The following is a 23,421-nucleotide window of genomic DNA, read 5'->3' on the forward strand; positions in this document are numbered from 1 at the left end:
AGGCGCACCCGCCGCTGACGCCAGTCGATCAACTGCAACACGCTGAAGCCGGGTTTTTCCGCACCCCGGGTGGGCCCGCCGTGGGCCGACTCGATAACCGACGCTAGCCACTGCTGCGCGCCCCGGTCCGCCTCCGACGCCCGCCCGCGACTCCAGAACCGCATCGCCACGGCTGCATCGCGCACGGAGGCCGAAACGCCAGTATTCCTACGAGGAATGCACGGATAAAAAACCTGCATTTTATTTATCGACCCGGATCTCCTAGCGTGGGCGCTCCCCCCTTGGAGAGACCGCCGTGACCGCTTCCCGCCCGCGCCTGTACGTCGATGCCCAGTTCACCAGCCCCTATGCCCTGTCCGTGTTCGTGGTGCTGCGGGAAAAGGGTATCGACTTCGACCTGCTGCCCCTGGACCTGGACGCCGCGCAGAACCGCGAGCCGGCCTACACCCGCCTGTCCCTGACCCAGCGCGTGCCGACCCTGGTGCTGGACGATTTTGCCCTGTCCGAATCCTCGGCCATCGCTGAATACCTGGAACAGCTGTTCCCGCACAACCCGGTCTATCCCCAGGACCTGCGCCAGCGTGCCAAGGCCCGCCAGGTCCAGGCCTGGCTGCGCAGCGACCTGCTGCCGATCCGCCAGGAGCGCACGACCCTGGTGGTGTTCTACGGCTGCAAGGGCGAACCGCTGTCGCCCCAGGCCCAAGCGGCGGCTAACACCCTGGTGGAGGCCGCGCAGGAGCTATTGGCGGATGGCCGCGACTTCCTGTGCGGCCAGTGGTCGATCGCCGATGTCGACCTGGCGCTGATGCTCAACCGGCTGATCCTCAACGGTGACCCGGTGCCGGCGAACCTGGTGGACTATGCCCGGCGCCAGTGGCAACGGCCGGCAGTGCAGGAATGGGTGCAGTTGCCGCGACCGGCGCCGTAGGGCCTGGAGCGCCGGGTGATGCGGCCATCGGCCGTTGACCTGACGCTGGCCGGGGAGTCTGCGGCCGGCGCGGCTAGGCTTCTTGCGGTTGGCGCAGGTAGGCGAACATGTGCTGGGCATAATCGGCCTTGCCCAGGGGCACACCGTTGTGCCGCAGGATGTTGTAGGCCGTGACCAGGTGGAAATAGAACTGCGGCGTCGCCCAGTTGCGCGCGAACTCCTCGCCGGTCATGTCGAAGGCAATACCGTTGTGCAGCTCGATGGCGATGGCCCGCTGGCCACTGCTGTCGATCAGCTCGCGGTCCGCCGCCGCCAGGAACGCCAGGGTGTCTTCGATCAGTGCCCTGGCCTCGGCCATACCGGCCGGCGCCTGCAATGCAGTCACAGGCTGCCCGCTCAGGCGCTGTACCGCTTCCCGGGCCTGGGTGCAGGCAAAACGCACCTGGGCCGCCAGGTCATACATGTCCGGTGCCAGCCGCGACTGCAACAGCACCTGGGGTTCGAACCCCCGCTCCCGGGCCTGCTCTTCGCCCTTGGCGAGAAAGCCCTCCAGGGCGCGCAGCATCTGGGCAAAACAGGGAACGGTGATTGCGTAGATCGACATGGGTGTTCCTCGATGAGATCAAGACACAGGGGCCGGGTGCTGCCCGTCGCCCCGCCATAAAAGCCGATGGATCCTAGCAGATGTCCCCCCTCTCTCAAGCCGCGGACAATGCCAGAAAAGTACCCCTGGGCCGATCCGGCTGGTATGGTGCGCCCCTTGAGAAATACACCGCCTGACAGTGAGGAAAATGACCTTGAGCAGTGAAGCAAAAATGACCGGGGACCTGTTCGAAGTCGACAAGCGCCTGGCCCTCAAGCCCATCGTCGATTTCAACAGCTACCTGCGCGCGGCCTTCGCCGATGGCCCCTGCTCCTGTGGTCGCTGCGTCGCCAGCCAGGGTGACGAGAGCGGCTACGACTACCAGCACACCTTCAACTTCGCCGGCCGGGTGGCCAACCGGCGCTTCGCCTCCACCGCCGGCAGCGATGTGCTGCAGGCCCTGAAGAAAGCCTGGCTGTCCTTCACCAAGGCCGAACTGCCGGCGAGCGGCGATCTGGACCTGGCAACGGTCAAGGAATTCGTCGACCCCCAACTGCACAAATTGCTGGTACCGCTGTTCGTCGCCAGCGGCCTGACCCGCGAAGTGGATGGCCAGTTGCAACTGCAGGCGCAAGTGGCGGCTTGAACAGCCGTACCGCCTAAAGCCAGCGCCGCACACGCTGGCGATACGCCGCAAAATCAGCCCCGAACAAATGCCCGAGCGCCCGTTCTTCGGGGTAGATCTGAAAGCGGTTCATGTACAGGACGAACCCCAGCACGCCGAGCAGCACCAGGGGCGAGGCCAGGTACAGCCCCCAGGCCAGCAGCCACAGGGCAAAGCCGACATACATCGGGTTGCGTGTGTACTGGTAGATCCCCGAGGTGACCAGAGCCGAGGCGCTGACGGGTTTCAGCGGGTTGACCGTGGTCTTGGCCCGGCGAAAGGCAAGCCCTCCGGCCAGGACAAACAGCAGCCCGGCCATCACCAGCGGCAGCGCCAGCAACAGGCGTGTGCCCAAGCCCGGATCCAGGCCCGGCAAGCCGCGCGCGAACAGCCCCATCAACACGGCAAACAGGACCGCGACAAGGGGGGGTGGAATGCGGTTTTCCAAGGCCTGCATGGTGCCTCTCTCCTCTGCCCGGGTTCAGGTCCGGGGCGTTACAGGTTGTCCGTCACCCGGCACAGCTTGCTGTCTTTCAACGGGGCCGCAGCATATTCCTTCGAGCCATGCGGCGCCTGCTTGAGCATCACCGCGCACTTGTACATCCCCGAGGCTTCCAGCTGGTAGTCCATGCCTGCCTTGGGCACGAAGCTGAACAGGTTGTAGCACTGGTTGCCCAGGTAGTGGAACGCCATGGGCTGCCCGGCCGGCACCAGCACTTCGGTCCGGGTACCGGGCACTGCGGGAGTCTGCGGCGCCGCCATGCCCAGGCTTTCACCGTTACGGTTGGCGTAGCCGTCCCGGGCAGCCACCACGACCCCGGCACCGGGCAGGCGGAAATCCACGCAGTCGGACCTGGGCACACCGCGCACCATGCCGTCGCTGATCACCCGCAGGCGCACGGTTTCGCCACCCGGCGGCGTGGAATAGGGCGTGGAAAAGGACCGCACATCGGTCAGGGCGCCGCAGCCGGCCAGCGCCAGCAGCAGGCCGGCGAGACCCGGCAGGCGCACGCGCCCTATGCAGGTGTTGAGGGGGTGAGGCGATTGACTCACTATGTCGCTCCTTGCGGGTCGGGTTCCTGGGCAGCTGCTGCGATCAGCAGCCGGCGTTTTATAAAGGGTTCACCCACTCGCGGCAATGCTGGCCCTGAAACTTCGGAAACCCTGACCATGCAAAACCAGCATCAAGGCAGTTGCCTGTGCGGCGCGGTGACTTACCAAGTGTGCGGCGCGCTGAAAGCCGTCACCCACTGCCATTGCCACAAGTGCCAGAAGGGCCACGGCGCGGCCTTTGCTTCCTACGCCAGTACGCCGCGTGCGAATCTGGAAATCCACGACCAGAGATCGGCGCTCAAGGTGTACGAATCCTCCCCTGGCGTGCTGCGCCAGTTCTGCTGCCACTGCGGCTCTTCGTTATTCTGGCAGGACACCCAGGGCGAATATCACCAGTGGATTTCCATCGCCATTGCCACCCTGGACACGCCCTTCGCAGCCCCCAGGCAACAGCATTACTGCGTGGCCATGAAGGCCGACTGGTATGCAATCACCGATCAGTTCGACCAAGTGCAATAAGCCACGCCGCACCCAGAGGAATGCCCCTGTCATGACCCGGCACTTCAGCTACGTCTGGCTCCTACCGTTGCTTGAACGCCCCTACGAATCGGTCGCGGCCGACCTGCCTGGCGCCCTCGCCGGGCTCAGGATAGAGCCCCCGCCGGGTGAACCGCTGTGCCTGCGCCAGTTGCTGCTGAGCGCCCTGGGGTCCGGCTCCGAACACTGGGAGCACTGTGCTGTGGCATGGCTGGAAGCCGGCTTCCCGCTGGATCGCGAGCTGTGCGAAAGCCTGCTGCACCAGGTCTCGCAAAAAATGTTCAGCCAGCCCATCCGCCATCGGCTGACCACCCTCGGCAAACGCTGGCTGCGCCAGGACGACCAGGTCCGTACCCACGACTCAAACCCACGCCACTAGCGCGCCGCGACGTCCTTGGGTTTGTAGAAGCTGAAGCTGCCGATCTCGGTGGTCTTGATATAGGCCCGGGACCAGTCCGGCGAAACACTGCGGTCGTGAAAGAACAGAGCGCCGCCGGTACGGTCCTTGAGCTGCTGGTTCAGCGCCTTGCGGGCAATTTCCTTGGCGATGGTATAGCGGCCCTCCTCTTCCACCTGGTCGGGCCGGCCATCGCACCACCAGGAGAACTGGCAGGGGCTTTTTTCCGAACCCTGCTTGACCACTTCGCACACCGTCCCGGGAAAACCCTCATGGCCCAGGCGGTTCAGCACCACATTGGCCACGGCCTCCATATCGGCGCTTTCACCGCCCTTGGCTTCCCAGTAGATGGTCCGCGACAGGCACGTGATGGCGTCGTCCACCGGGGCCTGGCCGGCCGGGTCCACGGCCTGCACTTCGTTCTTGGTGATGGGTGCGGCCTGGGGCTCGGCCTTCGGGCTCTCCTTGTCCGCGGCTTTCTGCTCCAGCGCCTGGGCCTTGTCCTGGGCAGCGGCCTGGACCGCCGGCTGCGGGTCGGCGGCCCAGAGCTGGGCTGCGGGCAACAACAAGGCAAAACACAGGGTCCTGACAATCCAGCGCATGATCGATCCTTCCCGAAAAATCTTTACCCCCTGCCAGCGCCGCCCCTGAACGTACCTCGCGGCAGAGCGGCGCAACCGGTTACAGCATGGCCGGCACGATGGCGCGTCGAGGGGGAGCGAACGGGTCACCGGGGGCCATGTTGAATCGACCATGGGCCGCGCGAATCATTCCCTGGTGCCGCAAGCCCTGCACAAAGCCCAGGACAAGGCTTCCGTGGAAATTCGCTGGTAATGATAAGAATTCTCATTAGAATGCCCAGCCATTCACGCTGAGCCGTATCAGGTAGTGGGAGCAGTGGGCGATGGAAACCGGAGACGACCAGCAACAACTCAGCGCGCTGTTCATTGCGCAGCGCGGGGGGCTGATCCGCATGCTTGCGCGGGTGGTGGGGTGCGCCAACCTGGCCGAGGACCTGGCCCAGGAGACCTACCTGCGGGTGGCCAAGGCGCTCAACGCCCGCCCCATCGAGCACTTGCAGCCGTTCCTCTATCAGACCGCCCAGTACCTGGCCTTCGATCACCTGCGCAGCCAACGCAGCAAACGCCGCTTCGAGTACCAGCCCACCGACGCCAGCCAGCTCAGCGAAGTGCCCACCGCTGCCCCCGGGCCGGAAAGCCATGTCCAGGGCCAGCAGCAGTTGCACTTGCTGCAACAGGTACTGGCCACCCTGCCCAAGCGCCAGCAACAAATCCTGGTTTTGCATAAACTGCACGATCTTTCGCAAAGCCAGATTGCCCAGCGCTTGCAGGTTTCCCTGAGCACGGTGGAAAAGGACCTGCGCCATGCACTCAATGCCTGCATCAAAGCCACCGACCGGCAGAACCCCGATGACTGAACACCTCAGCGCCCTTCCCGGCGACGCCATTCGCGAGCAGGCGAGCTACTGGTTCACCCAGCGTGAGGCCATGACCCACAACCTGCCGCTGCGCCAGCGCTTTGAACAGTGGCGCAACAGCCATGCGCAGCACGCCGAGGCCTACCGCGCCCTGGAAGACCTGTGGCAGGCCAGCGCCTTCGAACAGGCCCTGGAACAACTGGCACTGGGCCTGGACCTGCCGGCCGCCCCGGCCCCCGCCACGCCGCGCAGAAAACGCCACCGCACTCGCTGGCTGGCCGCCGCGGCCACGGTGCTGGTGATGCTCGGTGCCGGCTGGTTCGGCGACCTGCCGCTGCGCCTGCAGGCCGATCACCTGAGCGCGGTCGGCGAGCTCCAGCGCTTCGACCTGGCCGATGGTTCGCACATCGTGCTGGGCAGCGGCAGCGCCATCAGCAGCGACTTCAGCAACGCCCGGCGGCGCATCCAGCTGCTGCGCGGCGAGCTCTATGTCGAGGCCTTCCACGACCCGTCCCGGCCGCTGACCATCGAGGCCGGCAGCGCCACGGTGACCGTGGTCGGCACCCGCTTCAGCGTCAGCCGCCAGGCCGACGGGGTGACCGTGGCCGTACGCGAAGGCCGGGTACGCCTGGCCGACGAAAACGGCCAGCAGAGCCTGCTGCAAGCCGGCAACTGGCAACAGTTGCAGGGCCACCGGTTGCTGCCCCTGAACCCCGAGGGCAGCGAACGGCAACTGGCCTGGATCAACGGCCGCCTGTCCTTCCAGAACGCACCCCTGGCCCAGGTTCTGCAGGAGCTGCGGCGGTACCATCGCGCACCGATCCTGCTGTTCAACGCCGACGCGGCGCAGCAGAAAGTCAGCGGCAACTACCAGCTCGATGACCCGCAGGCCATTGTCCGGGCCCTGAGCAAAGTCACCGCCACCGAGCTCACCCGCCTGCCGGGCGGCATCCTGGTACTGCGCTGAAACACTGCCCGGGGGGCTGAAAAAAGTTTTACGGCTTTGCCGAGGCCAACCCGTCAGGGTGTTTGCTTATGCAAATCATTCCTATTTCGTACGGGACTTCCATGCACCTTCCAACACTCACCCCGGCCCGCAGCATCCTCGCACTGGCCATCTGCCTGGCCTGCAACCCCGTGATGGCGGTCGAGCCCACCACCGCTACCGGCAACCAGGCAACCGCCACCTACAGTTTTGCCATCGCCCGCCAGTCCCTGGCCAATGCCCTGGACCAACTGAGTACCCAGAGCGGTTTGCAGATCGCCTACTCCGCGGCACTGGCCCAGGGGATCGAGTCGGCGGGGGTCAGCGGGCGCATGAGCGCGGAACAGGCACTGGGCAAGCTGCTGGCCGGCACCGGCCTGGGTTTTGAACGCAACGGCGCCAACGCGGTGCTGCTGACCCGCCTGCCCCAGAGCAGCCAGGCAGTGGAGCTGGAGGCCACCCAGATCGTCAGCAACCAGTTGGGCACCGTCACCGAAGGCAGCGGCTCCTACACCCCAGGCACCATCGCCACGGCGACCCGCATGGTGCTGACCCCGCGGCAGACCCCGCAGTCGATCACCGTGGTCACCCGGCAGCACATGGAAGACTTCGGCCTCAACAACGTCGACGACGTGATGCGCCACACCCCGGGCATCACCGTCTCGGCCTACGACACCGACCGCACCAACTACTACGCCCGCGGTTTCTCGATCAACAATTTCCAGTACGACGGTATCCCCTCCACCGTGCGCAACGTCGCCTATTCGGCTGGCAACACCCTCAGCGACATGGCCATCTACGACCGGGTGGAAGTGCTCAAGGGTGCCACCGGCCTGCTGACCGGCGCCGGCTCCCTGGGCGCCACCATCAACCTGGTGCGCAAGAAGCCCACCGCCCAGTTCCAGGGCCACGCCTCCCTGGGCATGGGCTCCTGGGACAACTACCGCAGCGAACTGGACGTCAGCGGGCCGCTGACCGAAACCGGCAATGTTCGCGGCCGCGCAGTGGCGGCCTACCAGGACAAGCAGTCGTTCCTCGACCACTATTCGCGCAAGACCTCGACCTACTACGGCATCCTCGAATTCGACCTGTCCCCCGACACCCTGCTGACCGTGGGCGGCGACTACCAGGACAACATCCCCAAGGGCTCCAGCTGGTCCGGCACCTTCCCGTTGATCAACGCCACCGGCGGGCACAACAGCATGTCGCGCTCCTACAACAACGGCGCGACCTGGAGCGGCTGGGAGCAATACACCCGCACCGCTTTTGCCATGCTCGAACACGACCTGGGGGATGGCTGGGTCACCAAGCTGCAACTGGACCACAAGATCAACAGCTACCACGCCGAACTCGGCTCGATCCAGTTCGACGAACCGCAGACCGATGGCACGGCCAAGGTCAACGCACAGAAGTACACCGGCGACACCACCAGCGATTCCGCCGACCTGTACCTGAGCGGCCCCTTCAGTCTATTCGGCCGCGAGCATGAACTGGTGCTGGGCGGCTCCATCGCCAACTCGCGCTGGACCGGCAAGGGCTACTGGTCCCCGGACTTCCCCGGGGGCAAGGGTAACGTGGTGGACTTCTACAACTGGCACGGCAAGATCGAACGGCCCATCTGGGGGCTGCCGGCCCAGCGCACCGACGACACCGTGCGCCAGACCGGCACCTACATGACCACCCGCCTCAACCTGATGGACGACCTGAACCTGTTTCTGGGCGGGCGCGTGGTCAACTATCACCTCACCGGCCTGACCCCGTCCTACAAGGAAAGCGGACGCTTCGTGCCCTACGTCGGCGCGGTCTACGACCTCGATGACCACTTCTCGGTCTACGCCAGCTACACCGATATCTTCATGCCCCAGGAAAGCTGGAACAAGGACAAGGACAGCAAGCTGCTCAACCCGGACGAAGGCCAGAACTACGAGCTGGGGCTCAAGGGCGAGTTCTTCGAAGGCCGCCTGAACAGCAGCCTGGCCTACTTCGAAGTGCACGAGACCAACCGCTCGGTGCCGGACGATGCCTACAACAACCAGTCGCCCACACCCGACAACTACGCGTTCAAGGGCGCCAAGGCCGTGACCAAGGGCTACGAACTGGAGATTTCCGGCGAACTGAGCCCGGGCTGGCAAGTGCAGGCCGGCTACACCCACAAGATCGTGCGTGATGACGAGGGCGACAAGATCTCCACCTTCGAGCCGCAGGACCAGGTCAACCTCTACACCAGCTACAAGCTCAAGGGCGACCTGGACAAGCTGACCGTCGGTGGCGGCCTGCGCTGGCAGAGCGAGGGCTGGTATTCGGTCTACAACGCACCGCGCAAGATCAACGAAGACATTTCCCAGGAGGCCTACTGGCTGGTGGACCTGATGACCCGCTACCAGATCACCCAGAACCTGTCGGCGACCCTCAACGTCAACAACATCTTCGACAAGTCCTACTACACCAACGTCGGTTTCTATAATTCGGCGGCCTACGGCGAACCCCGCAACTTCATGCTCAGCACCCGCTGGGACTTCTGAGCCGGCGGCCTTGCCGGGCCACCCCGCCCGGCAGGGCACCAAGCAGCATCAGTGCCCGTCAGCCAAGCAGGCCCGCCTGCTTGAGCTGGTCCGCCAAGCCCGCGGGAACCAGCGGCGTCTGCTCGGTGAAGCTGGCGCTGCCCTGCCAGCGGGCCACGAAGGGCGCGCCATCGCTTTCCCGGGCATCGAGCTGGGCACGCAGGTAGACACTCGGGTCGTCGAAGCGGGCGTCGTAGACCTGGACGAACTCATGGCCGGGCTTGCCGGCATAGGTGAACAGGCTTTCCAGGGTGCCGATCAGGCGCAGGCTGTTGATCGACAGCCCCAGCTCTTCCTGTATTTCCCGAACGATTGCCTGGGCACTGTGCTCGCCAAAGTCGATGCCGCCACCCAGGGGGCGAAACAGCCTCTGTTGCTTGTCGGCATCAAAGAACTGATTGACCAGGATCTTGCCCTGGTGATGGAAGATGCACAGCGCGAGCGCGCGGATGCGGGGTTCAGACATGGGGTGAAGTCCATTTGCCGAGACGAGGCGCCGCATTAGACCATGGCGCCAGGCCCCTCAGCCAACGTAAAAATACTTCACCGCCAAGGCCGGGACCTCCTCCATCGCCGACCACAGTTGCTCGTCCAGTTCGCCACTGATCAGCTCATGTTCCTCGTCGCTCAGCAGCCCGGGAATGTCCCACAGTTGCTCCAGTTGCGGGTGGTCTTCCAGGTGCGCGATCAGTTGGCGCTGGCGGCTGACCAGGGCCCGAGTGTTGCGCGCGCCGATCGCGGCCAGGGTGCTGAGCGCCAGCTCGCAGGTCTGCTGCCCCCAGTTGCAGAAGAACTGCAGGAAGCCGCCGTTGTAGCCGTCCGCCTCCAGCCGCCACAGCGCGACGATGGCCTGGTCGTCCGCCGGCAGTTGCTGCAGTTGCCAGTCCAGGGCCTTCAGGCGAGCCATGGACTCATCGCACAGGCATTCCCAGATCCAGTCGATGGCGTTGAGACTGAGCACCGGCTCGCCCAGGTGCGGCCAGGACACGGACCAGCCCCGATGTGCGATGACAAAATCCGCCCGCTGCTCGGGCGTGGCCTCCCGCAGCCGGCTGTAACGGCTCAGGGGCTGGCGCAGCCGCAAGCCGTCGGCCCAACTCAGGCAGAGCATTTCATCCTCGAAGGCGACGTGGGTGATGGGGCTGAGGTTCATCAGGCAGGACCTTTGGGCAATGTAATTCAGTCGCAAGCGGCCGGACGGCGGCGCGGGCCGATGCCGTGGAGCACCGTGAACAGCCCACCGCCCAGCAGCCCCAGCAGCAGGAACGGAAAGATCCCACGGTTGAGCAAGGGGATCCAGTAGTCCAGCCCCGAAGCCCCCTTCAGGGACCCGGCGAACAGCCCCGGGGCGCCGGACAGCAGCCAGATCAGCACGCCACTGAGGCCACCGCCGATCACATAGCGCCAGCCAGTGGCGAGAAAGCGCTCCACCAGCCACAGCACCGGCCAACTGACCAGCATGCTGATCCAGGCACCGATCATGGCCCCCAGCAAGAATACCGGCAGGCTTTCCGCGCCCTTGGGATAGAGCGTTACCGCAACGCCCCCCAGGGTCAGCGCCCCCGACAGCGGCACCGCCAGCAGCCGCCGCAAGCCCGGCCCTCGCCCATGGGGCGGCACCGACAGCTGATCAATTCCACGGCTCAGCAGGCTGTACAGGCCAGCCAGGGCCAGCCCGCCCGCCAGCGGCAGCAGCAACAGCTGCATCCATGAAGTACGCACCAGCACCGTGGCCACCAGGCTCAGTATCAGGCTGATCCACAGGTAGCGCGCCCTGGCCTGCGGGCAGCGCCGCTCAGTCCACAGCAACAGGGGAATGCCCAGGACCATGGCGATCACACTGCCAAACAGAAACCCGGAAAACAGCTCCGTGCCATTCCAGCCCTTGATCAGGCCCTTGATCACGGCGTAGACCAGGCCAGCGCACAGGGGCAGTGCAAACAATCGCAGTTCGGCGTTGGGCCGCATGGGGCTCTACCTGGGGTGGCAACGGGTGCCGGGTTGAAGGAAGGAGCGTTTCTACACAAGTGCGGCGGACTAATCCAGTGCCGGAGAAACAATGCAACCTTGAGCCCGGCAATGGCTTATTGCTCAATATCGGGGTATATAGCTGGGCGAAAATTCATCCAGACATCCACCGTAAAAGACCATCCACCGCAAGTCGCTGCACTGCTGTCAGAGCAGAACAAGCATTGGCTTACAGGCAGCCGCCGAGTCCTGTTGCAAGCTCAACAGCAGCTCTGCGACCAGGGCGTGCCCAGCACGATCACCTTGGCACCTGAAACAGCCGGCGCCATTCCTCTGGGCAGGCCACTCTGCCACGCTGACGCGGTCCTGTCAGCGCTCCGGCGCAGGTTGCAATGACCCAGCGTTGACCGACGCGATATGAAAGGAAACTTGACGTGCTGGCAAGACTGAACGGGCAGGAACTGCATTTCTTTGGCACACCCAAAGCATTCAATGCCATGGCACGAGCCATTCGCAAAGGCCGGCACGGCGAGTCTCAATCAATGCCGCTGGAGCAGGAGCAATCCAGTTTCAGCACCTTGTTCCTGAGTTGCTCCGGTCAATCGAGCAGGATCTGGATTGAGCACAGCGAGGTTCATATCCAGTATGCCGAGGCCAGTAAAAACCGACTCTACCCTTGCCTCTCCATGCCCGCTGAAACAGCGCCGGGTGCGCTTTTTTTCATCGACAAGCGGCATCAGGATCACCCACCGCTGCTCACCGACGACTCGCTAAGCCTTGTGCTGCATGTCATCGCGAACGACGCCGATGCTTGAACTGCATCTGCAAGAGTAAACAGGCCCATGAAAATCTACCTCGACGACGAACGCCAAACCCCGCAAGGCTGGGTTCGCACCTACTGGCCGGACGAAGTCATCGCGCTGCTGAAAGCCGGTGGCGTCGAGGAAGTCAGCCTCGACCACGACCTCGGAGATGATCAGCGCGGCACCGGTTACGACGTGATCCTGTGGATCGAAGAGGCCGTGGCCCTCAATGGTTTTCATCCGCCGCGTATTCACATCCACTCGGCCAATGCCAGCGCCGTGGAAAAGATGCGTGCGGGTGTGCAAGCGATCGATCGGCTCGCCCGCAACAACGGATGCCGCCAATCAACCCATAACGCAGGCAACTGACCCCATGAGCGGCAACCTGTATGGATACATCCATTGCTTTGACCCTTCGCCGGCTGCCGAAGCGCACAATCGTGCAGTGCTGCAAAGCCTGCCAGTGACGGGGGCGCAGATCACCAGGGCGCTTTTCAGCGTGCTGCCAAACAGCCGGGGGCACTGCTACTTCGGGCATATGGTGCACTTCGCCACCTCCCCCAAAGGCAGTTACATCTTCGATGATTCGTGGCTGGCCGAGTACGAAGCCCTGCTGGAGCGCCTGTTCTGGGACAACTCGGAAGTGGTGCATACCTACTGCGGCGAACGGCGCACCTGGGACTCCAGTAAGACCCACGGGCTCGAGCAACCGACAGGCTTGAAGATCAGTAACAGGAAGGTCTTCCCCTCCTACCACGACCTGGAGCCCGTCGAGGACAGCGATGCGCCGACGCCGGGCAACAGCTGAGCTGCCAGCGCCCGCTTGATATTCGCGCTATGGGCTACGCAGAACCTGCGGCGAGCGGCGCCAGACTGAGCCAGTCGGCCCTCAACAACCCGTACTGCACCAGATCATGATGAGTCCCCAGCCAGTATCCCGCCTGACGTGAAAGTCCTTCGCGGACAAAGCCCGCCCGCTCCAGCAATCTGAGGGACGCCAGGTTTCGCGGATGCACCTGGGCCTCGATACGGTTGAGCGCCATATGCTCGAAGCCCCAGCCAACCACGGCCTCCAGCGCCTCGGTCATCAGCCCCTGCCCTTGCGCCGCACGCCCCAGCTCGAAACCGACGGCGCAGCTGCGCCACTGCCGGTTCCATTTGAACAGGCCGCAGGTGCCCAACAGGCCGGGTTCGGACTGGCGCTCGATGCACCAGCGAACCCCTGGGTTGGGCAAGGTCCGCCAACTGGAGAACTGTGCCAGCAGTTGCTCGGCCTGCGGGTAGTCGGTAATGGGGTCGGTGCCGAACCACTGCATGGCATCGGCGTCGCTGTGGATCGCGAACAGTGCCGGGACATCGGCCGGGCACAGTTCCCTGAGGATCAGGCGCGGGGTGCGGATAACGGGAAAGTCGCTCATGGGTATACCGCCCTAGCCTGCCAGCTGCTTGCGCAGGATCTGCGCATACTCGTCCTTGATCTGCTCAAAACCGTACTTGTGCTCCAGGCGCTTGACGGTGAAGTGCCCACGGGCCATGTCCTGGTAGAAGTCGGTGAACAGCGCATTGATGGTGGCGCCGGTAAAGGCGCCGATCACCGGCACCGCCTGGGCCGCGAACTTGCTGGAGATGGTCACGCCGTAACGGCTGGCGACTTTCTCGATCAGCAGCGCCAGCCACTTGCCGACCTGCCCCGGCGACAAGCTGCCCACCGCCCCGGCACCGCGCTTGGCGGCAATGGCCGCCAGTTCCTTGGACAGTTGCTGCATGGCCTGGGTGGTGAAGCTGCGGGTGATGTAGTAGCCGGTTTCCGTGGCGTCGTCGGCCTGGCTGTTGCCGCCCATGGCGAAGACTTCGATGCAGGCCTGCTTGGTGGCAAAATCCGCCAGATCGAAGCCTTCGCTGCGGGCCACATCGGCCACCGAGCGCATCATGATGGTGGTGGAAATGGGCAACTCGACAAACAGCGCGGCAAAACCGAAGGCCCCGCCCACAGCGCCGGAAGTGGCCGCGTACATCTTGTGCAGCAAGGTCGATGCCGGCTTTTTGGGCGCGTTGTCCAGGCTCCACAGCGCCGCATCGGCGGAGCTGTGCAGGGCCGCCACCACCGCGCCGTTGATCTTTTTCGCCACCACCGCCGGCAGCGCCTTGACCGCACTTTCGATGGGCGAACCCAGCAGCGCGGACAGGCGCGCCGTCAGTGAAGGCGACTCCAGCAAGGCGACGGCGCGCTTGAGGTCCTGGTAATCCGCGGGATGGTCTTTGATGCTCACAGGCGTCTCCATGGGTGGCTGTTCACTGCCTCGGGAAAGAATAAACCGTTGCCAGGCGGCGTCGTGGCTCAATTGCGCGTCCGGCGATAGGCAGGACTAAGGCTTGGCTGGCTCCAACAGCAGGTCCGCAGCCAGCGTCGGGTATTGGACCTTCATCCGCTCCAGGCATTGCAGCAGCAGTTGCGCGTCCCGGGGCAGGCGCCGGGACAATGCTTGCCAGCCGCTGATATGCAACTGTTCGGGCATTTCCACCAGCCCGGTAATGGCGTCCCAGAAGGCATCCCAGTTACAGCCGTACCAATGGGGAAAGCCCAGGGCATCGCGCAGCACCAGGTGCAATTCAGCGGTGCTCGTCACCTGGCTCAGGTCGATGTGTTGCAGGGGCAGGCGGCTCATTCGTCATTCCTTGGGTAATGGCTTGAAGGGGCTTTCGCTGGCTGGCCACAAGGGCTTCAGGCCAGCGGCTGGACACCCAGCTGGCGCTGCAACTGCTCCCAGCCCAGCTTGCAATAGCTCTCCAGCAGCTTGGCCAGATGCGAACTGGCGGTCTGCGGTGACATCCCCGCCGCTTCGGCCAGGGCGCTGGCGGACAGCGAGCTGCCATCGGACAGGATGATGAGCATGCCCCCCCGCACCGGCTCGGCGAAGGTTTCGCCGCACACTTCGATCCAGCCCAAAGCATGGTGTGCAAAAAGGTTCGTATAGTCGCACCGCACTGCGGCAAAGGAAATACGCCCCCATGGACCTCAAGCACCGCCTGCAACGCCAAGTACTGATCGCCCCCTGCCGGAGCTATGGGGTGGTGATCCTCGACACCTCGATCGTCAATGTCGCCCTGGAATCCATTGCTCGGGACATGGATGCCGGCATCACGGCCCTGCAGTGAGTCATCAATGCCTACCCCCTGAGCTTCGCCAGCCTGCTGCTCACCGGCGGCCTGCCGGGGGAGCGGTTTGGTGCCCGGGCGCGACAAAGCCGCCGTCGCCGGCCAGGCGACAGCGGCGGCTGCCTCTCCCCTTACAGGTGCTGCTGGAAGAACGGCACCAATTGCGCCATGGCCAGCGCCACCGTTTCGGCGCGGTCGTACAGGTCGTAGTGGGACCCGCCTTCAGCGACCACCAGATGCTTGTCCCGGGAGGCCGCGCGGCCATGGATTTCCAGGCCGTCGCGGTAGGCACCGAAGCCGCCGGGCTTGTCGCCGACCACCACCATCAGTGGCTGGGTCAGCAGCACCTCGGCCTGCAGGAAGGCATCCCAGCCAAAGGCCGCGCTATTGAAGGAAAACAGACCGCTGGTGGCGCCGTTTGGCTGCTGGCCCCGGGCGGTCTTGTAGTACTCGGTGGCTTCCAGTACGTCGATGTCGCTGATGCCGTTCTGCTGCGCCTCGGCTACCGATGCTGGCAGGTAGTCGATCACATGACGCGCCTCGCCCCGGGCCTCGGCGGTGCGCTGCTTCGCCATGGCGTGCAAGGCGCTGACCGGATCGAAGTTGCTGAAACCTTCGCGGATCAGGCGGCCGAAGTTGACCCCGGTAATGGAGGCCAGGGCCTTGATCCGGTAGTCGGTCATTGCCGCCTGAATGGTGTAGCCACCGCCACCACAGACACCGATGGCACCGATGCGCTCGGGGTCGACATAAGGCAGGGTCACCAGGTAGTCGATGGCGAAACGGATGTCCGACACGCGAGTGGCCGGGTCTTCGATAAAGCGTGGCTGGCCGCCGCTGGCGCCCTGGAAACTGGCGTCGAAGGCGATGACCACAAACCCGGCCCGGGCCAGCCCGGCGGCGTAGATGTTGCCGGAGGTCTGCTCCTTGCAACTGCCGATGGGATGGGTGCTGACGATGGCCGGGTAGCGCTTGCCCGGGTGGAAATCCGCCGGCAGATAGATGTCCGCGGCGTTGTCCCAGCCGAAGTTGGGGAAGCTGACGTGTTCGATGCTGTTGCTCATGACCGTACTCCTTGAGCCGCCCTGGGCAGGCTCGTCTGGATCGATAGGCGGACCGCTCGCTCCCGTGTGCGGGAGTGCGGAGTCGGGCGTTACCGAAAGCGCCCGGGACACGGCAGGCCTTGGGGCTGCTGCGTCGTTGGGCACCAGTATAGAAATGGCTCGCGGCGAAACCTTGCCTATTCTGACGGCAAGTTTGCCTGTTTTGCGGATTCTGCCGGCTCACCCCAAAGGGCGTTTCGCTGCAACACAAACAGCTAGAAACAAGCCTATCCGTGGCGGATCGAATGGTTAGGCGCCTAGAGCCGCGCCACAGCCTGTTTGCCTATTTCGCTGAACCCTGCACTGCAACCTGGCCCTTACCCGGCCTCGCGCATCCTGCGGATATCCCGCTGCGGCGGCGCGCCGAACACCCGGCTGTATTCCCGGCTGAACTGCGAAGCACTTTCATAGCCCACCAGCCCCGCGGCGCGCCCGGCATCGATGTTCTGGCTGAGCATCAACTGCCGGGCTTCCTGCAGGCGCAACTGCTTGTGGAACTGCAGCGGGCTGACGCCGATGATGGCGCGAAAATGCTGGCGGAAGGTGGACGGGCTCATATGGGCGCGCTGCGCCAGATCATCGACGCGCAACGGCTGGGTGAAGTTCTGTTTGAGCCAGGCCACGGTCTTGAAGATCTGCTGGGTCGGCGAACCCACCGCCAGCAACTGCTGCAACGCCAGGCTGTAGGGCCCGGCCAACAGCCGGACGATGATTTCCTGCTGGATCAATGGCGCCAGCTGGGGAATCAGCGCCGGCTCGTCGAGCAAGCCCACCAGCCGCTCCAGAGCGCTGGCCAGCCCCGGCTCCAGTTCATCCACCACCACCGTCCGATAATCGCTGGCCCGCGAAGGCGGTGGCGGCTGCATCTGTGCGGCGGTTTGCAGGATCTGGTGCATGTCCAGGGTCAGCATCATGCCCAGGAAAGGTTCGGCCGCCGAGCCCTCGGTTACCCGGGCCACCACCGGCTGGTCGATGCTGGTCAGCATGCCCTGCCCGGCCCGGTAATTGATCACCGCCTCCTGCAGCAGCACCTGCTTGCCGCCCTGGGCAATCACCCCCAGGCCCAGGCTGTAGATGCAGGGAATGGCCGAGGTCGGCGTGGAACGGCGGTGCAAGGTCAGGTTGGGCACGGCGCTGGGAAAGTCGCCGGAGTGCGGGGTGTGCCGGGCAATCAGGGCCGCGAGTGCGGTGGGGGTTCGGGGCTGGGTCATGGGCGGGCAATCGGAAGTGGCAACAGTACAGGCGGCCACTGTGCGCCGATTGGCCATGCAGATCGAGTTTTTCTTCACGGCCACCAGGGCGGCGGACACGGGTCGATATCCGCCTCGGGGCAGTAGTGGCTGGCAAAAGCAGGCGATCCAATGGCAATCCCTTGCCCACTACGGCCAACTTCTGCCCGCCATCGCTGCTGGCGCCGCTGCCAACGCCACGCTGCATCATGTTCAGGGCCCATGGCCCGGGTTTTGCTCTGCTTGGCCAGAACCCACCCAGGAGCAGTCTCATGACAGGAAGCATCTCAAACTCGACATCCCTCGTAGCCATGGGCCTCAAGGGAATCACCAGGGCGCTGGAGAATGGCACGCTGAAGTCCATGAAAATCCAGGTAGAGAATGCGACGCCACAAATGCAGGCGAAGATCGACGCCAGTTTTCATGAATCGCAAATCTCGGACGCCAAACTGATAGCCCAATACAGAGCCAACCCCACCTGGGCGACATTCGACGACAAGAGCAACTCCGTCCAACTGCCCGATGTGCAGTCCCTGGGCAAGGACGACGCCACCCATGTGCTCAAGGGCCTGCAATACCTGATGGAAATCGGGCGCCTGGACGGCAAGACGGTCGTTGCCAAAAACGGCGGCCAGACCACCGACAGCCCCGCGCTCTATCAGGACTGGCTGCTGGCGCGGATCGGCGTCGATGCCCACGCCTGAGTAGCCGCGGCCCAGGCTGCGGGAACGCGCTGCATGCGGGTTCGCCAGCCAGGGCTCGAGGGTTCAGACCAGGCGTTTGTGCAGGAAGAAACGCCGGTGCTGCGGCGGGAATTCCTCCAGCCGGCCGAATTCGCTGAAGCCGTGCCGCTGATAGAACTGCGGCGCCTGAAAGTCGAAGGTATCGAGCCAGATGCCGATACAGCCCTTTTCCCGGGCCAGCTCCTCGACCATGTTCAGCAATTGCGAGCCCGTGCCCTGGCCCCGTGTCTGCTCGGGGACCGCCAGCAGCTCGATGAACATCCAGCGATAGAAAATCTCCGCCTGCAGGCCACCGAGAATCTCACCGCTGTGCTCGTCGCGAACCACCAGGGCGATGGCCTCGGGCTTGGGATCGCCCGCCTGGGCCCGGTTGTGAGCCCGCAAGGGCTCGAGGATCGCAGCGCGCACCTCCGGCCCCGGGTTCATCAGCATGTCGATACGCGTACTCATTCGCCGTTTCCTTGGATGATGGCTGTGCCGGACCGGGGTGAAAGCGCTCCACGATCCTCCCTGGAGGATCGTGGGTTTGGCAAGGCTGCGCTACCTGGCCGTCGCTGCCGCAACTAGCGGCTGACGTACTGCTCGGTCTTGCTGTCGTAGACATAGGTGAGGTTATCCGCGGTCGCCAGCGAACGGACCTTTCCCGGGCCCTCGAAGGTAGTGCCGCTGACCTTGACCTGCACCTGCGGCAGCGGCTCCTGGCCGGCGACGAAGCTCAGCTCCCCGTCGCTGCCGATGCAGGGCATGACCGCGCCGTCGTCGCAGGCCGCGGAGTTGTCCTCGCCGGTGCGCACCTGGCCAACGTAGGACCAGACCCAGCCATCGTCTTCGGGTTTCTTGTTCGGATTGAACACCAGCATGGTGTAGCCCCTGGTGATCACCCCATTGTCGAAAGTGGCCGTGGGCACCGCCAGCAGCAGGCGGCCGTCAGCGGTACGGTGCTCAACGGCCTTGCGCTTGGTGTCCACTTCCTCGGGCTTCTCGCCGCCGCCGAAGAAGCCGATCTTGCGTTCGATGCTGCGGATGGAATAGGCCTGCTTCTGGCCCGGGTTGGTGAGTTCGAAGGTGGCATCGGCCAGCCGGACCTGAACCTCCGGCGCGGCAAAATCCTCGCCCTCGCGGGCGGCGCGGTCCCGGGTGTGCCAGACAAAGGTGGCGTAATAGTGCTTGCCGTCGAAGTCCAGCTCCTGGCCGTACCAGAAGGTAGCGGTAACGCCGTCTTCCAGCTCCACCTCTTCATCCTGGTCCGGCACCTCGACGTTCTGCATCACCGCCAGCACTGCGCCGGGAGGGATCGGCGCACCGGCCTGGGCCAGCATCGAAGCCGCCAGCATGCACGGCGCCAGCAACCAGCCGGCCAGTCGCGCAGCCAGCCGGCCTTCCTTGTGCAGACCTGTATTGCTCTTGATTTTCATCCCTGGAACATCCCTGTAGAACCGATGAGAAAACGCCGGCCACGCAAGTGGCCAATGGCATGACGCGCGATCATATAGCCAGCGTTTCATCAGCGACAAGATGCTGGCAAATGGCAAGCGCAGGCCGCCGGCAAGCGCAGCACCGGGCAAGGCGCGCTTGTTCCTGCGCCAGCCTTGTGAGAGGTTGCTGCCTCACTCGACCTGAAGACCACCATGGATATTCGACCGACGCAAACCAAGGACTGGAGGCTGTTGAAGCAAGTTCGTCTCGCCGCGCTGCAGGACGCCCCGACCGCGTTCGGGGTCAGCTACCAGAGTGCCGCCCGGTACAGTGATCAGCAGTGGCAGGAACGTGCCTCGGGCGCGACCAGCGCATTCTGGCTGGCCATCGAGGATGGCCAGCCCCTGGGAATGATCGGCGCCGCAGTCAGTGAGGCAAACCGCTACAACCTGATCGGCATGTGGGTCGCACCCGCGGCCCGTGGCTCCGGCGTGGCGGCCCGGCTGGTGGAAGCGGTGAAGTCGCGCGCACGGGAACAAGGCCATGAGCGGGTGTTCCTCGACGTCTCCCCCGCCAATGCCAGGGCCGCGAGTTTCTATCTGCGCCAGGGGTTCGCGTTCATTGATGAGTGGGAGCCTCTGCAAAGCCCCCCCCACATCCAGGTGCAGACCATGCTCTGGACAGTGCAGGGCTGACTGCAACGCCCCCTTCGGCATCAGGCAAGCCGGCATGACGCGTTTTGCACCCGAAAAACAGCCTTGAACTTCGATTCAGCCCAGCAACTCGCTGATCCAGCGCACCTGCCGGGCCATGTCCTGCACCTTCTCTGCGGGCACAGCCTGTGCCCGGCTGAAGTTTTCCAGGGTGCGCTGTTTCAGGCGCAGCAGACGCTGCCATTTGGCCAGGAACGCCGGGCTGCGGGCCTGCAGTTGCAGAGGGCCGAAGTACAGCTCCCGGGGGCTGTAGCTCACCGGCCCTGTGCGCTCGGCGACGATGATTTCGTAGTCGAAACGGTTTTCCCGCAGCACCTCTTCGCACAGGATGCGGTAGCCGTTGTCCATCAGCCATTGGCGCAGGGGCTGCTCGCCACCGTTGGGCTGCAGGATCAACCGCTCCTGGCCATTGAGGCGCGCCTTGCCGGCTTGCAGCAGGTCGCGGATGGTCTCGCCACCCATGCCGCACAGGCTGATGGCGCTGATGGCGTCGCCCGGTTCGATCGCCGCCAGGCCATCGGCCAGGCGCACGCTGACCTGCTGCTCCAGGCCGTTGTCGCGCACCGTGCGCCGGGCCGCGTGGAACGGCGTCAACGCCACCTCTCCGGCCACCGCCGCGCTGATGCTGCCGCGCAGCAGCAAGGCCACCGGCAGATAGCCGTGATCCGAGCCGATATCGGCCAGGCGTGCGCCGGTTGGTACATGCGCCGCCACGCGCGCCAGGCGCATGGACAATGTCTGCTGATTCAACTGCTGCCCCTTTTCACCACCAAGGTCCGGCACCTTGTGCCGGATCGGGGGGCGATTCTGGCGAGCAATGCCGGGCATTTCAAATTTATGCGACCGGGGCCGGGGATGCGGGTGCCGCAAAGGCCCGCTCCGGACAGGGTCGAAGGCAGCGTCCTCCATGGCGGGTTCTGAGCGCAGGCAGACCTTCGTTGCTGGCCGCGTGCAACCTGGTCAGTGATAGACTGCGCGCCCATTTGGGAGGTGAAAAAATGCTGTGTCCGGAGTGTGAACAAGGCGAAGTAACCCAGGTTCAAGTGCGGGCAACGCAGGAAATCCTGCACCTTTGCCAGGAGTGCGAGTTGCTCTGGCTCAGCGCCGAGGTCATTGGTACCGAGCCTTTCAACAGCTTCACGTCCTACATGGAGGAACTGGGTTTACCGCCGCTCTGGAGCTCGCTGTATGTGCTTGAACCCGAAAAGATCACCAGCCCTCAGGCACGGAAATACCTGCGTTCGGTCGGCTCGATCTAGGTTGCTCGAGCCACAACGACGATAGCCTCCCCCACACTCAGAAGCGCAAGAGATGAACTACCAACTCTGGATGGAACCGGATGACTGCCAGACCTTCTGTCTGAGCGGCCCACAGGGAAACACCGCACGCAAACTGCTTCACCCCGACGCCCGGCTTGTGTGGGAAGTGGAAGCCCCCAGCCACTTCGAAGCAATGACCCGGTACTACGCGTACATGCAGTGGGGCGAATACAAGAGCGACCTTCCCGAACAGGAGCCCATGCCTTGAACACCGCACAGCAGGTGGGCATAGCCCCCGAGTTCATCATTCTGCAAACCGATCATTGGGTGCTCAATCATCACCTGTCGTCCGCCCTGCCCGGCTACCTGATGCTGGGCTCGCGATCCCGGGTCAATTCACTGGCCGAGCTGCCCGAGAGCGCCCTGGCGGAGTTGGGCGGCCTGCTCGCCAGGGTGCAGAAAAACCTGGAGCTGCAGCTCAAACCCAAGTGGCTGTACATCAGCCGGTTCGGCCATGCCCCCGGCTACCCCATCCATTTCCACTTTATTCCGGTGTACCCCTGGGTCGAGGAGCTGTTCTGGAGTGATCAGCGCTACCGGCTGCTTGAAACTTTCGCCCATGAGGAAAACGCCCTGTCACTGACTGACGGGGCGGAACTGACCCTGTTCATCTGGCGCGAATTCGGCGAAAACCCGCAACCGCCGGCCATTCAAGGGCCCTCCATCGAACAGGTCATCAAAGGCTTGCGCAGCGCCTTCAACTAGCAATGGCCCGTGGCGCTGCGCGCTGTTCTCCGCGCCCTAAGGCAAGCCCCCTTACCTGGCGGTTTTCTTCAGGGAAACCGGGATGCCCCATACCAGGTCTTCCATGCCGGTGTCCCCTTGCAGGCGGGTTTTCATCGGTTCGATACGCGCCAGCACCCGGCGTCCTGTGTCGTTGACATTCGCCAGCTCCTTGTCGCTGAACTTCTTGACCAGTTCCACGGGGGCCGGCCTCACGTAGACCTGGATATCCCGCAGTGCGCATTTGATGTTCTGCGGGTCGATAGCCTTGCAAGTCTTCTTGTCGTAGCTCACGGCCGGGGTTTTCAGGTGGAAGCGGTCGCTGAGCAGTATCTGGCCGGGCTGGATACTGAAGGCCAGGGGCGCGTAGGCGTCGGGGATCTGTGCCTTCAACTTGACGGACTGGACATCACGGATCTTGGTGCCTTCGGTCCAACCGCCTTCCGACACCTGCCGGCGCGTGTTGTATTGCTGCTCTTGCCAGGCCACGCACTGGCCGGAGGCGACATGCACGGTACTGCAGACATTCTGGGTGTGGGTGGTATCCGCGTAGGAAGCGTCGCGCCAGTATTGTTCCTTGACGAACTGGCGATACAGCACCGCAGACATGTCCACCGAACCACGGGCACTGCTGGCCGGCTGGCCCTTCGCGGCGCCTACCTGGGCCAGGCTGCTGTCGATCCTGTAATCAATGCCGCCGGACATCAGGTAGGTTCCCGGCGGGACGATGTGCACTTCAAGGAAGTCCCAGAGAAATACGGTTTCCTTGATTTTCTCCAGGTCGTTATTGGCGAAGGACTGCATGTAGCCCTGGCCCGGCTGGTCCTTGTTGCTGAAGATCACACGATGGGAATAGCTGGAGAGGTCGGTCACGCTCTTGTTGGGCATGAGCGCCGGCACCAGCACCACGGACATACCGTCCCGGGTCGCGCCATCGATGATCTCCAGGAGCTGGTTGGTCGGGTTCTGCGTGGCGCTGCCATTGAGGTCGGAACTGCCCAGCGGGGCACAGGCGCTCAAGAGCGTGACTGAAACCAGAACAGCCAGGGGGCGGAGACGCTTTACCAGGGTCTTCATTGGATATCCTTATCTGTAACGCAGC

General features: G+C 64.1%; 33 protein-coding genes. 16 read left to right on the forward strand and 17 right to left on the reverse strand.

The genetic code is table 11. The annotated features are described in order from the left end of the window. The first annotated feature begins 295 nt into the window (after positions 1 to 295). Positions 296 to 928: a glutathione transferase gene (gene yfcF / locus BLS75_RS07145; protein WP_072452380.1), complete on the forward strand. Its 633-nt coding sequence runs from the start codon at positions 296 to 298 to the stop codon at positions 926 to 928. Positions 929 to 1,001: 73 nt separating this feature from the next. On the opposite strand, the gene BLS75_RS07150 is transcribed toward yfcF, so the two are convergent. Next, entirely contained in the window at positions 1,002 to 1,532 is a 531-nt protein-coding gene (locus BLS75_RS07150; RefSeq protein WP_072452381.1) for a DUF1993 domain-containing protein, read from the reverse strand. Between the two features lie 187 nt (positions 1,533 to 1,719). On the opposite strand from BLS75_RS07150, the gene BLS75_RS07155 reads away from it, so the two are divergent. Continuing rightward, a complete protein-coding gene (locus BLS75_RS07155) occupies positions 1,720 to 2,157 on the forward strand; it encodes a hypothetical protein (RefSeq protein ID WP_019094994.1) in 438 nt (145 codons plus the stop codon). Positions 2,158 to 2,170: 13 nt separating this feature from the next. On the opposite strand, the gene BLS75_RS07160 is transcribed toward BLS75_RS07155, so the two are convergent. After that, positions 2,171 to 2,632: a methyltransferase family protein gene (locus BLS75_RS07160; protein ID WP_072452382.1), complete on the reverse strand. Its 462-nt coding sequence runs from the start codon at positions 2,630 to 2,632 to the stop codon at positions 2,171 to 2,173. Between the two features lie 38 nt (positions 2,633 to 2,670). Then, positions 2,671 to 3,228, reverse strand: coding sequence for a hypothetical protein (locus BLS75_RS07165; protein WP_072452383.1), 558 nt, complete (start codon positions 3,226 to 3,228; stop codon positions 2,671 to 2,673). A 117-nt stretch (positions 3,229 to 3,345) separates the two neighbouring features. On the opposite strand from BLS75_RS07165, the gene BLS75_RS07170 reads away from it, so the two are divergent. Beyond that, positions 3,346 to 3,747: a GFA family protein gene (locus tag BLS75_RS07170; protein ID WP_072452384.1), complete on the forward strand. Its 402-nt coding sequence runs from the start codon at positions 3,346 to 3,348 to the stop codon at positions 3,745 to 3,747. Positions 3,748 to 3,778: 31 nt separating this feature from the next. Then, complete coding sequence (locus BLS75_RS07175; protein WP_072452385.1) at positions 3,779 to 4,144, forward strand: hypothetical protein; 366 nt, start codon at positions 3,779 to 3,781, stop codon at positions 4,142 to 4,144. Here the strand turns inward: BLS75_RS07175 and BLS75_RS07180 are convergent. Then, positions 4,141 to 4,764: a cell wall hydrolase gene (locus BLS75_RS07180; protein WP_072452386.1), complete on the reverse strand. Its 624-nt coding sequence runs from the start codon at positions 4,762 to 4,764 to the stop codon at positions 4,141 to 4,143. The two genes, BLS75_RS07175 and BLS75_RS07180, sit on opposite strands and share 4 nt — an antisense overlap. Before the next feature lie 302 nt (positions 4,765 to 5,066). Here BLS75_RS07180 and BLS75_RS07185 point away from each other — a divergent pair, with 302 nt between their 5' ends. The 3 genes from BLS75_RS07185 (at position 5,067) to BLS75_RS07195 (ending at position 9,107) form a co-directional block, all read left to right on the forward strand. Further along, positions 5,067 to 5,600: an RNA polymerase sigma factor gene (locus BLS75_RS07185; RefSeq protein ID WP_011060692.1), complete on the forward strand. Its 534-nt coding sequence runs from the start codon at positions 5,067 to 5,069 to the stop codon at positions 5,598 to 5,600. Beyond that, positions 5,593 to 6,567 carry a FecR family protein gene (locus BLS75_RS07190; protein WP_072452387.1) on the forward strand — a complete coding sequence of 325 codons (975 nt, stop codon included), beginning with the start codon at positions 5,593 to 5,595 and terminating at the stop codon, positions 6,565 to 6,567. Before BLS75_RS07185 ends, BLS75_RS07190 begins: the two co-directional genes overlap by 8 nt. A gap of 68 nt (positions 6,568 to 6,635) precedes the next feature. Beyond that, positions 6,636 to 9,107, forward strand: coding sequence for a TonB-dependent siderophore receptor (locus BLS75_RS07195; RefSeq protein ID WP_072452388.1), 2,472 nt, complete (start codon positions 6,636 to 6,638; stop codon positions 9,105 to 9,107). Between the two features lie 58 nt (positions 9,108 to 9,165). Here the strand turns inward: BLS75_RS07195 and BLS75_RS07200 are convergent, their stop codons facing one another. Genes BLS75_RS07200 through BLS75_RS07210 form a run of 3 tightly spaced genes read right to left on the reverse strand, consistent with a single transcriptional unit; the run spans position 9,166 to position 11,114 of the window. Then, positions 9,166 to 9,612 carry an NUDIX hydrolase gene (locus BLS75_RS07200; RefSeq protein WP_176876720.1) on the reverse strand — a complete coding sequence of 149 codons (447 nt, stop codon included), beginning with the start codon at positions 9,610 to 9,612 and terminating at the stop codon, positions 9,166 to 9,168. A gap of 57 nt (positions 9,613 to 9,669) precedes the next feature. Next, entirely contained in the window at positions 9,670 to 10,299 is a 630-nt protein-coding gene (locus tag BLS75_RS07205) for a DMP19 family protein (RefSeq protein ID WP_072452390.1), read from the reverse strand. A 26-nt stretch (positions 10,300 to 10,325) separates the two neighbouring features. Further along, positions 10,326 to 11,114, reverse strand: coding sequence for a hypothetical protein (locus tag BLS75_RS07210; protein WP_072452391.1), 789 nt, complete (start codon positions 11,112 to 11,114; stop codon positions 10,326 to 10,328). Positions 11,115 to 11,548: 434 nt separating this feature from the next. Here BLS75_RS07210 and BLS75_RS07215 point away from each other — a divergent pair, with 434 nt between their 5' ends. From BLS75_RS07215 to BLS75_RS07225, 3 genes are read left to right on the forward strand one after another with little or no spacing between them, the layout of a single operon-like run. Continuing rightward, positions 11,549 to 11,929 carry a hypothetical protein gene (locus BLS75_RS07215; RefSeq protein WP_041752167.1) on the forward strand — a complete coding sequence of 127 codons (381 nt, stop codon included), beginning with the start codon at positions 11,549 to 11,551 and terminating at the stop codon, positions 11,927 to 11,929. Between the two features lie 27 nt (positions 11,930 to 11,956). Continuing rightward, complete coding sequence (locus tag BLS75_RS07220; RefSeq protein WP_072442378.1) at positions 11,957 to 12,286, forward strand: cyclic-phosphate processing receiver domain-containing protein; 330 nt, start codon at positions 11,957 to 11,959, stop codon at positions 12,284 to 12,286. A gap of 4 nt (positions 12,287 to 12,290) precedes the next feature. After that, on the forward strand, positions 12,291 to 12,725 hold the full coding sequence (locus tag BLS75_RS07225; protein ID WP_072452392.1) for a hypothetical protein: 435 nt from the start codon (positions 12,291 to 12,293) through the stop codon (positions 12,723 to 12,725). A 34-nt stretch (positions 12,726 to 12,759) separates the two neighbouring features. Here the strand turns inward: BLS75_RS07225 and BLS75_RS07230 are convergent, their stop codons facing one another. From BLS75_RS07230 to BLS75_RS32565, 4 genes are all read right to left on the reverse strand, one after another. Beyond that, positions 12,760 to 13,335: a GNAT family N-acetyltransferase gene (locus BLS75_RS07230; protein WP_065363706.1), complete on the reverse strand. Its 576-nt coding sequence runs from the start codon at positions 13,333 to 13,335 to the stop codon at positions 12,760 to 12,762. Positions 13,336 to 13,347: 12 nt separating this feature from the next. Continuing rightward, positions 13,348 to 14,199: an EcsC family protein gene (locus BLS75_RS07235; RefSeq protein ID WP_072452393.1), complete on the reverse strand. Its 852-nt coding sequence runs from the start codon at positions 14,197 to 14,199 to the stop codon at positions 13,348 to 13,350. 84 nt (positions 14,200 to 14,283) lie between these two features. After that, the gene (locus BLS75_RS07240; protein ID WP_011060681.1) at positions 14,284 to 14,583 is read right to left on the reverse strand and encodes a barstar family protein; all 300 of its coding nucleotides are present in this window, start codon (positions 14,581 to 14,583) and stop codon (positions 14,284 to 14,286) included. A 56-nt stretch (positions 14,584 to 14,639) separates the two neighbouring features. Further along, a complete protein-coding gene (locus BLS75_RS32565) occupies positions 14,640 to 14,810 on the reverse strand; it encodes a winged helix-turn-helix transcriptional regulator (RefSeq protein WP_170866309.1) in 171 nt (56 codons plus the stop codon). A gap of 116 nt (positions 14,811 to 14,926) precedes the next feature. On the opposite strand from BLS75_RS32565, the gene BLS75_RS32030 reads away from it, so the two are divergent. After that, a complete protein-coding gene (locus tag BLS75_RS32030) occupies positions 14,927 to 15,073 on the forward strand; it encodes an MFS transporter (protein WP_139187205.1) in 147 nt (48 codons plus the stop codon). Between the two features lie 131 nt (positions 15,074 to 15,204). Here the strand turns inward: BLS75_RS32030 and BLS75_RS07250 are convergent, their stop codons facing one another. Beyond that, positions 15,205 to 16,137 carry an alpha/beta hydrolase gene (locus BLS75_RS07250; protein WP_072452394.1) on the reverse strand — a complete coding sequence of 311 codons (933 nt, stop codon included), beginning with the start codon at positions 16,135 to 16,137 and terminating at the stop codon, positions 15,205 to 15,207. A gap of 356 nt (positions 16,138 to 16,493) precedes the next feature. After that, positions 16,494 to 17,444, reverse strand: coding sequence for an AraC family transcriptional regulator (locus tag BLS75_RS07255; RefSeq protein WP_072452465.1), 951 nt, complete (start codon positions 17,442 to 17,444; stop codon positions 16,494 to 16,496). 233 nt (positions 17,445 to 17,677) lie between these two features. On the opposite strand from BLS75_RS07255, the gene BLS75_RS07260 reads away from it, so the two are divergent. Further along, positions 17,678 to 18,109 (forward strand): hypothetical protein, encoded by a 432-nt coding sequence (locus BLS75_RS07260; RefSeq protein ID WP_015635144.1) that lies wholly within the window; start codon positions 17,678 to 17,680, stop codon positions 18,107 to 18,109. A 63-nt stretch (positions 18,110 to 18,172) separates the two neighbouring features. Here the strand turns inward: BLS75_RS07260 and BLS75_RS07265 are convergent, their stop codons facing one another. Beyond that, positions 18,173 to 18,598 carry a GNAT family N-acetyltransferase gene (locus tag BLS75_RS07265; protein WP_072452395.1) on the reverse strand — a complete coding sequence of 142 codons (426 nt, stop codon included), beginning with the start codon at positions 18,596 to 18,598 and terminating at the stop codon, positions 18,173 to 18,175. A 113-nt stretch (positions 18,599 to 18,711) separates the two neighbouring features. Next, positions 18,712 to 19,563, reverse strand: a complete 852-nt coding sequence (locus BLS75_RS07270) for a hypothetical protein (protein ID WP_072452396.1) — start codon at positions 19,561 to 19,563, stop codon at positions 18,712 to 18,714. A gap of 213 nt (positions 19,564 to 19,776) precedes the next feature. On the opposite strand from BLS75_RS07270, the gene BLS75_RS07275 reads away from it, so the two are divergent. Continuing rightward, complete coding sequence (locus BLS75_RS07275) at positions 19,777 to 20,259, forward strand: GNAT family N-acetyltransferase (protein WP_072452397.1); 483 nt, start codon at positions 19,777 to 19,779, stop codon at positions 20,257 to 20,259. A 75-nt stretch (positions 20,260 to 20,334) separates the two neighbouring features. Here BLS75_RS07275 and BLS75_RS07280 read toward each other — a convergent pair whose 3' ends face one another. Next, positions 20,335 to 21,027, reverse strand: a complete 693-nt coding sequence (locus tag BLS75_RS07280; RefSeq protein ID WP_338109286.1) for a tRNA (adenine(22)-N(1))-methyltransferase — start codon at positions 21,025 to 21,027, stop codon at positions 20,335 to 20,337. Between the two features lie 188 nt (positions 21,028 to 21,215). Between BLS75_RS07280 and BLS75_RS32035 the strand changes: the two genes are divergently transcribed. Genes BLS75_RS32035 through BLS75_RS07290 form a run of 3 tightly spaced genes read left to right on the forward strand, consistent with a single transcriptional unit; the run spans position 21,216 to position 22,301 of the window. Continuing rightward, positions 21,216 to 21,536: a hypothetical protein gene (locus tag BLS75_RS32035; RefSeq protein ID WP_143031420.1), complete on the forward strand. Its 321-nt coding sequence runs from the start codon at positions 21,216 to 21,218 to the stop codon at positions 21,534 to 21,536. A 52-nt stretch (positions 21,537 to 21,588) separates the two neighbouring features. Further along, complete coding sequence (locus BLS75_RS07285; RefSeq protein ID WP_019095014.1) at positions 21,589 to 21,804, forward strand: hypothetical protein; 216 nt, start codon at positions 21,589 to 21,591, stop codon at positions 21,802 to 21,804. 14 nt (positions 21,805 to 21,818) lie between these two features. Beyond that, a complete protein-coding gene (locus tag BLS75_RS07290; protein WP_072452467.1) occupies positions 21,819 to 22,301 on the forward strand; it encodes an HIT family protein in 483 nt (160 codons plus the stop codon). Between the two features lie 51 nt (positions 22,302 to 22,352). Here BLS75_RS07290 and BLS75_RS07295 read toward each other — a convergent pair whose 3' ends face one another. After that, positions 22,353 to 23,396, reverse strand: a complete 1,044-nt coding sequence (locus tag BLS75_RS07295; protein ID WP_072452398.1) for a hypothetical protein — start codon at positions 23,394 to 23,396, stop codon at positions 22,353 to 22,355. Positions 23,397 to 23,421: the final 25 nt, after the last annotated feature.

The sequence above is a fragment of the Pseudomonas sp. NFPP12 genome (genome assembly GCF_900103205.1).
Classification (GTDB): domain Bacteria; phylum Pseudomonadota; class Gammaproteobacteria; order Pseudomonadales; family Pseudomonadaceae; genus Aquipseudomonas; species Aquipseudomonas protegens.

Bases quoted from the DNA above. Each gene is read 5' to 3' on its own strand.
- BLS75_RS07285 (WP_019095014.1), top strand. From the start codon at position 21,589: ATGAACTACCAACTCTGGATGGAACCGGATGACTGCCAGACCTTCTGT.
- BLS75_RS07170 (WP_072452384.1), top strand. From the start codon at position 3,346: ATGCAAAACCAGCATCAAGGCAGTTGCCTGTGCGGCGCGGTGACTTAC.
- BLS75_RS07185 (WP_011060692.1), top strand. From the start codon at position 5,067: ATGGAAACCGGAGACGACCAGCAACAACTCAGCGCGCTGTTCATTGCG.
- BLS75_RS07200 (WP_176876720.1), bottom strand. From the start codon at position 9,612: ATGTCTGAACCCCGCATCCGCGCGCTCGCGCTGTGCATCTTCCATCAC.
- BLS75_RS07160 (WP_072452382.1), bottom strand. From the start codon at position 2,632: ATGCAGGCCTTGGAAAACCGCATTCCACCCCCCCTTGTCGCGGTCCTG.
- BLS75_RS07175 (WP_072452385.1), top strand. From the start codon at position 3,779: ATGACCCGGCACTTCAGCTACGTCTGGCTCCTACCGTTGCTTGAACGC.
- BLS75_RS07250 (WP_072452394.1), bottom strand. From the start codon at position 16,137: ATGAGCAACAGCATCGAACACGTCAGCTTCCCCAACTTCGGCTGGGAC.
- BLS75_RS07275 (WP_072452397.1), top strand. From the start codon at position 19,777: ATGGATATTCGACCGACGCAAACCAAGGACTGGAGGCTGTTGAAGCAA.
- BLS75_RS07260 (WP_015635144.1), top strand. From the start codon at position 17,678: ATGACAGGAAGCATCTCAAACTCGACATCCCTCGTAGCCATGGGCCTC.
- BLS75_RS07225 (WP_072452392.1), top strand. From the start codon at position 12,291: ATGAGCGGCAACCTGTATGGATACATCCATTGCTTTGACCCTTCGCCG.
- BLS75_RS07150 (WP_072452381.1), bottom strand. From the start codon at position 1,532: ATGTCGATCTACGCAATCACCGTTCCCTGTTTTGCCCAGATGCTGCGC.
- BLS75_RS07270 (WP_072452396.1), bottom strand. From the start codon at position 19,563: ATGAAAATCAAGAGCAATACAGGTCTGCACAAGGAAGGCCGGCTGGCT.
- BLS75_RS07210 (WP_072452391.1), bottom strand. From the start codon at position 11,114: ATGCGGCCCAACGCCGAACTGCGATTGTTTGCACTGCCCCTGTGCGCT.
- BLS75_RS07180 (WP_072452386.1), bottom strand. From the start codon at position 4,764: ATGCGCTGGATTGTCAGGACCCTGTGTTTTGCCTTGTTGTTGCCCGCA.
- BLS75_RS07155 (WP_019094994.1), top strand. From the start codon at position 1,720: ATGACCTTGAGCAGTGAAGCAAAAATGACCGGGGACCTGTTCGAAGTC.
- BLS75_RS07255 (WP_072452465.1), bottom strand. From the start codon at position 17,444: ATGGCCAATCGGCGCACAGTGGCCGCCTGTACTGTTGCCACTTCCGAT.
- BLS75_RS07265 (WP_072452395.1), bottom strand. From the start codon at position 18,598: ATGAGTACGCGTATCGACATGCTGATGAACCCGGGGCCGGAGGTGCGC.
- BLS75_RS07230 (WP_065363706.1), bottom strand. From the start codon at position 13,335: ATGAGCGACTTTCCCGTTATCCGCACCCCGCGCCTGATCCTCAGGGAA.
- BLS75_RS07190 (WP_072452387.1), top strand. From the start codon at position 5,593: ATGACTGAACACCTCAGCGCCCTTCCCGGCGACGCCATTCGCGAGCAG.
- BLS75_RS32565 (WP_170866309.1), bottom strand. From the start codon at position 14,810: ATGCTCATCATCCTGTCCGATGGCAGCTCGCTGTCCGCCAGCGCCCTG.
- BLS75_RS07295 (WP_072452398.1), bottom strand. From the start codon at position 23,396: ATGAAGACCCTGGTAAAGCGTCTCCGCCCCCTGGCTGTTCTGGTTTCA.
- BLS75_RS07235 (WP_072452393.1), bottom strand. From the start codon at position 14,199: ATGGAGACGCCTGTGAGCATCAAAGACCATCCCGCGGATTACCAGGAC.
- BLS75_RS07240 (WP_011060681.1), bottom strand. From the start codon at position 14,583: ATGAGCCGCCTGCCCCTGCAACACATCGACCTGAGCCAGGTGACGAGC.
- BLS75_RS07205 (WP_072452390.1), bottom strand. From the start codon at position 10,299: ATGAACCTCAGCCCCATCACCCACGTCGCCTTCGAGGATGAAATGCTC.
- BLS75_RS07195 (WP_072452388.1), top strand. From the start codon at position 6,636: ATGCAAATCATTCCTATTTCGTACGGGACTTCCATGCACCTTCCAACA.
- BLS75_RS07220 (WP_072442378.1), top strand. From the start codon at position 11,957: ATGAAAATCTACCTCGACGACGAACGCCAAACCCCGCAAGGCTGGGTT.
- BLS75_RS32030 (WP_139187205.1), top strand. From the start codon at position 14,927: ATGGACCTCAAGCACCGCCTGCAACGCCAAGTACTGATCGCCCCCTGC.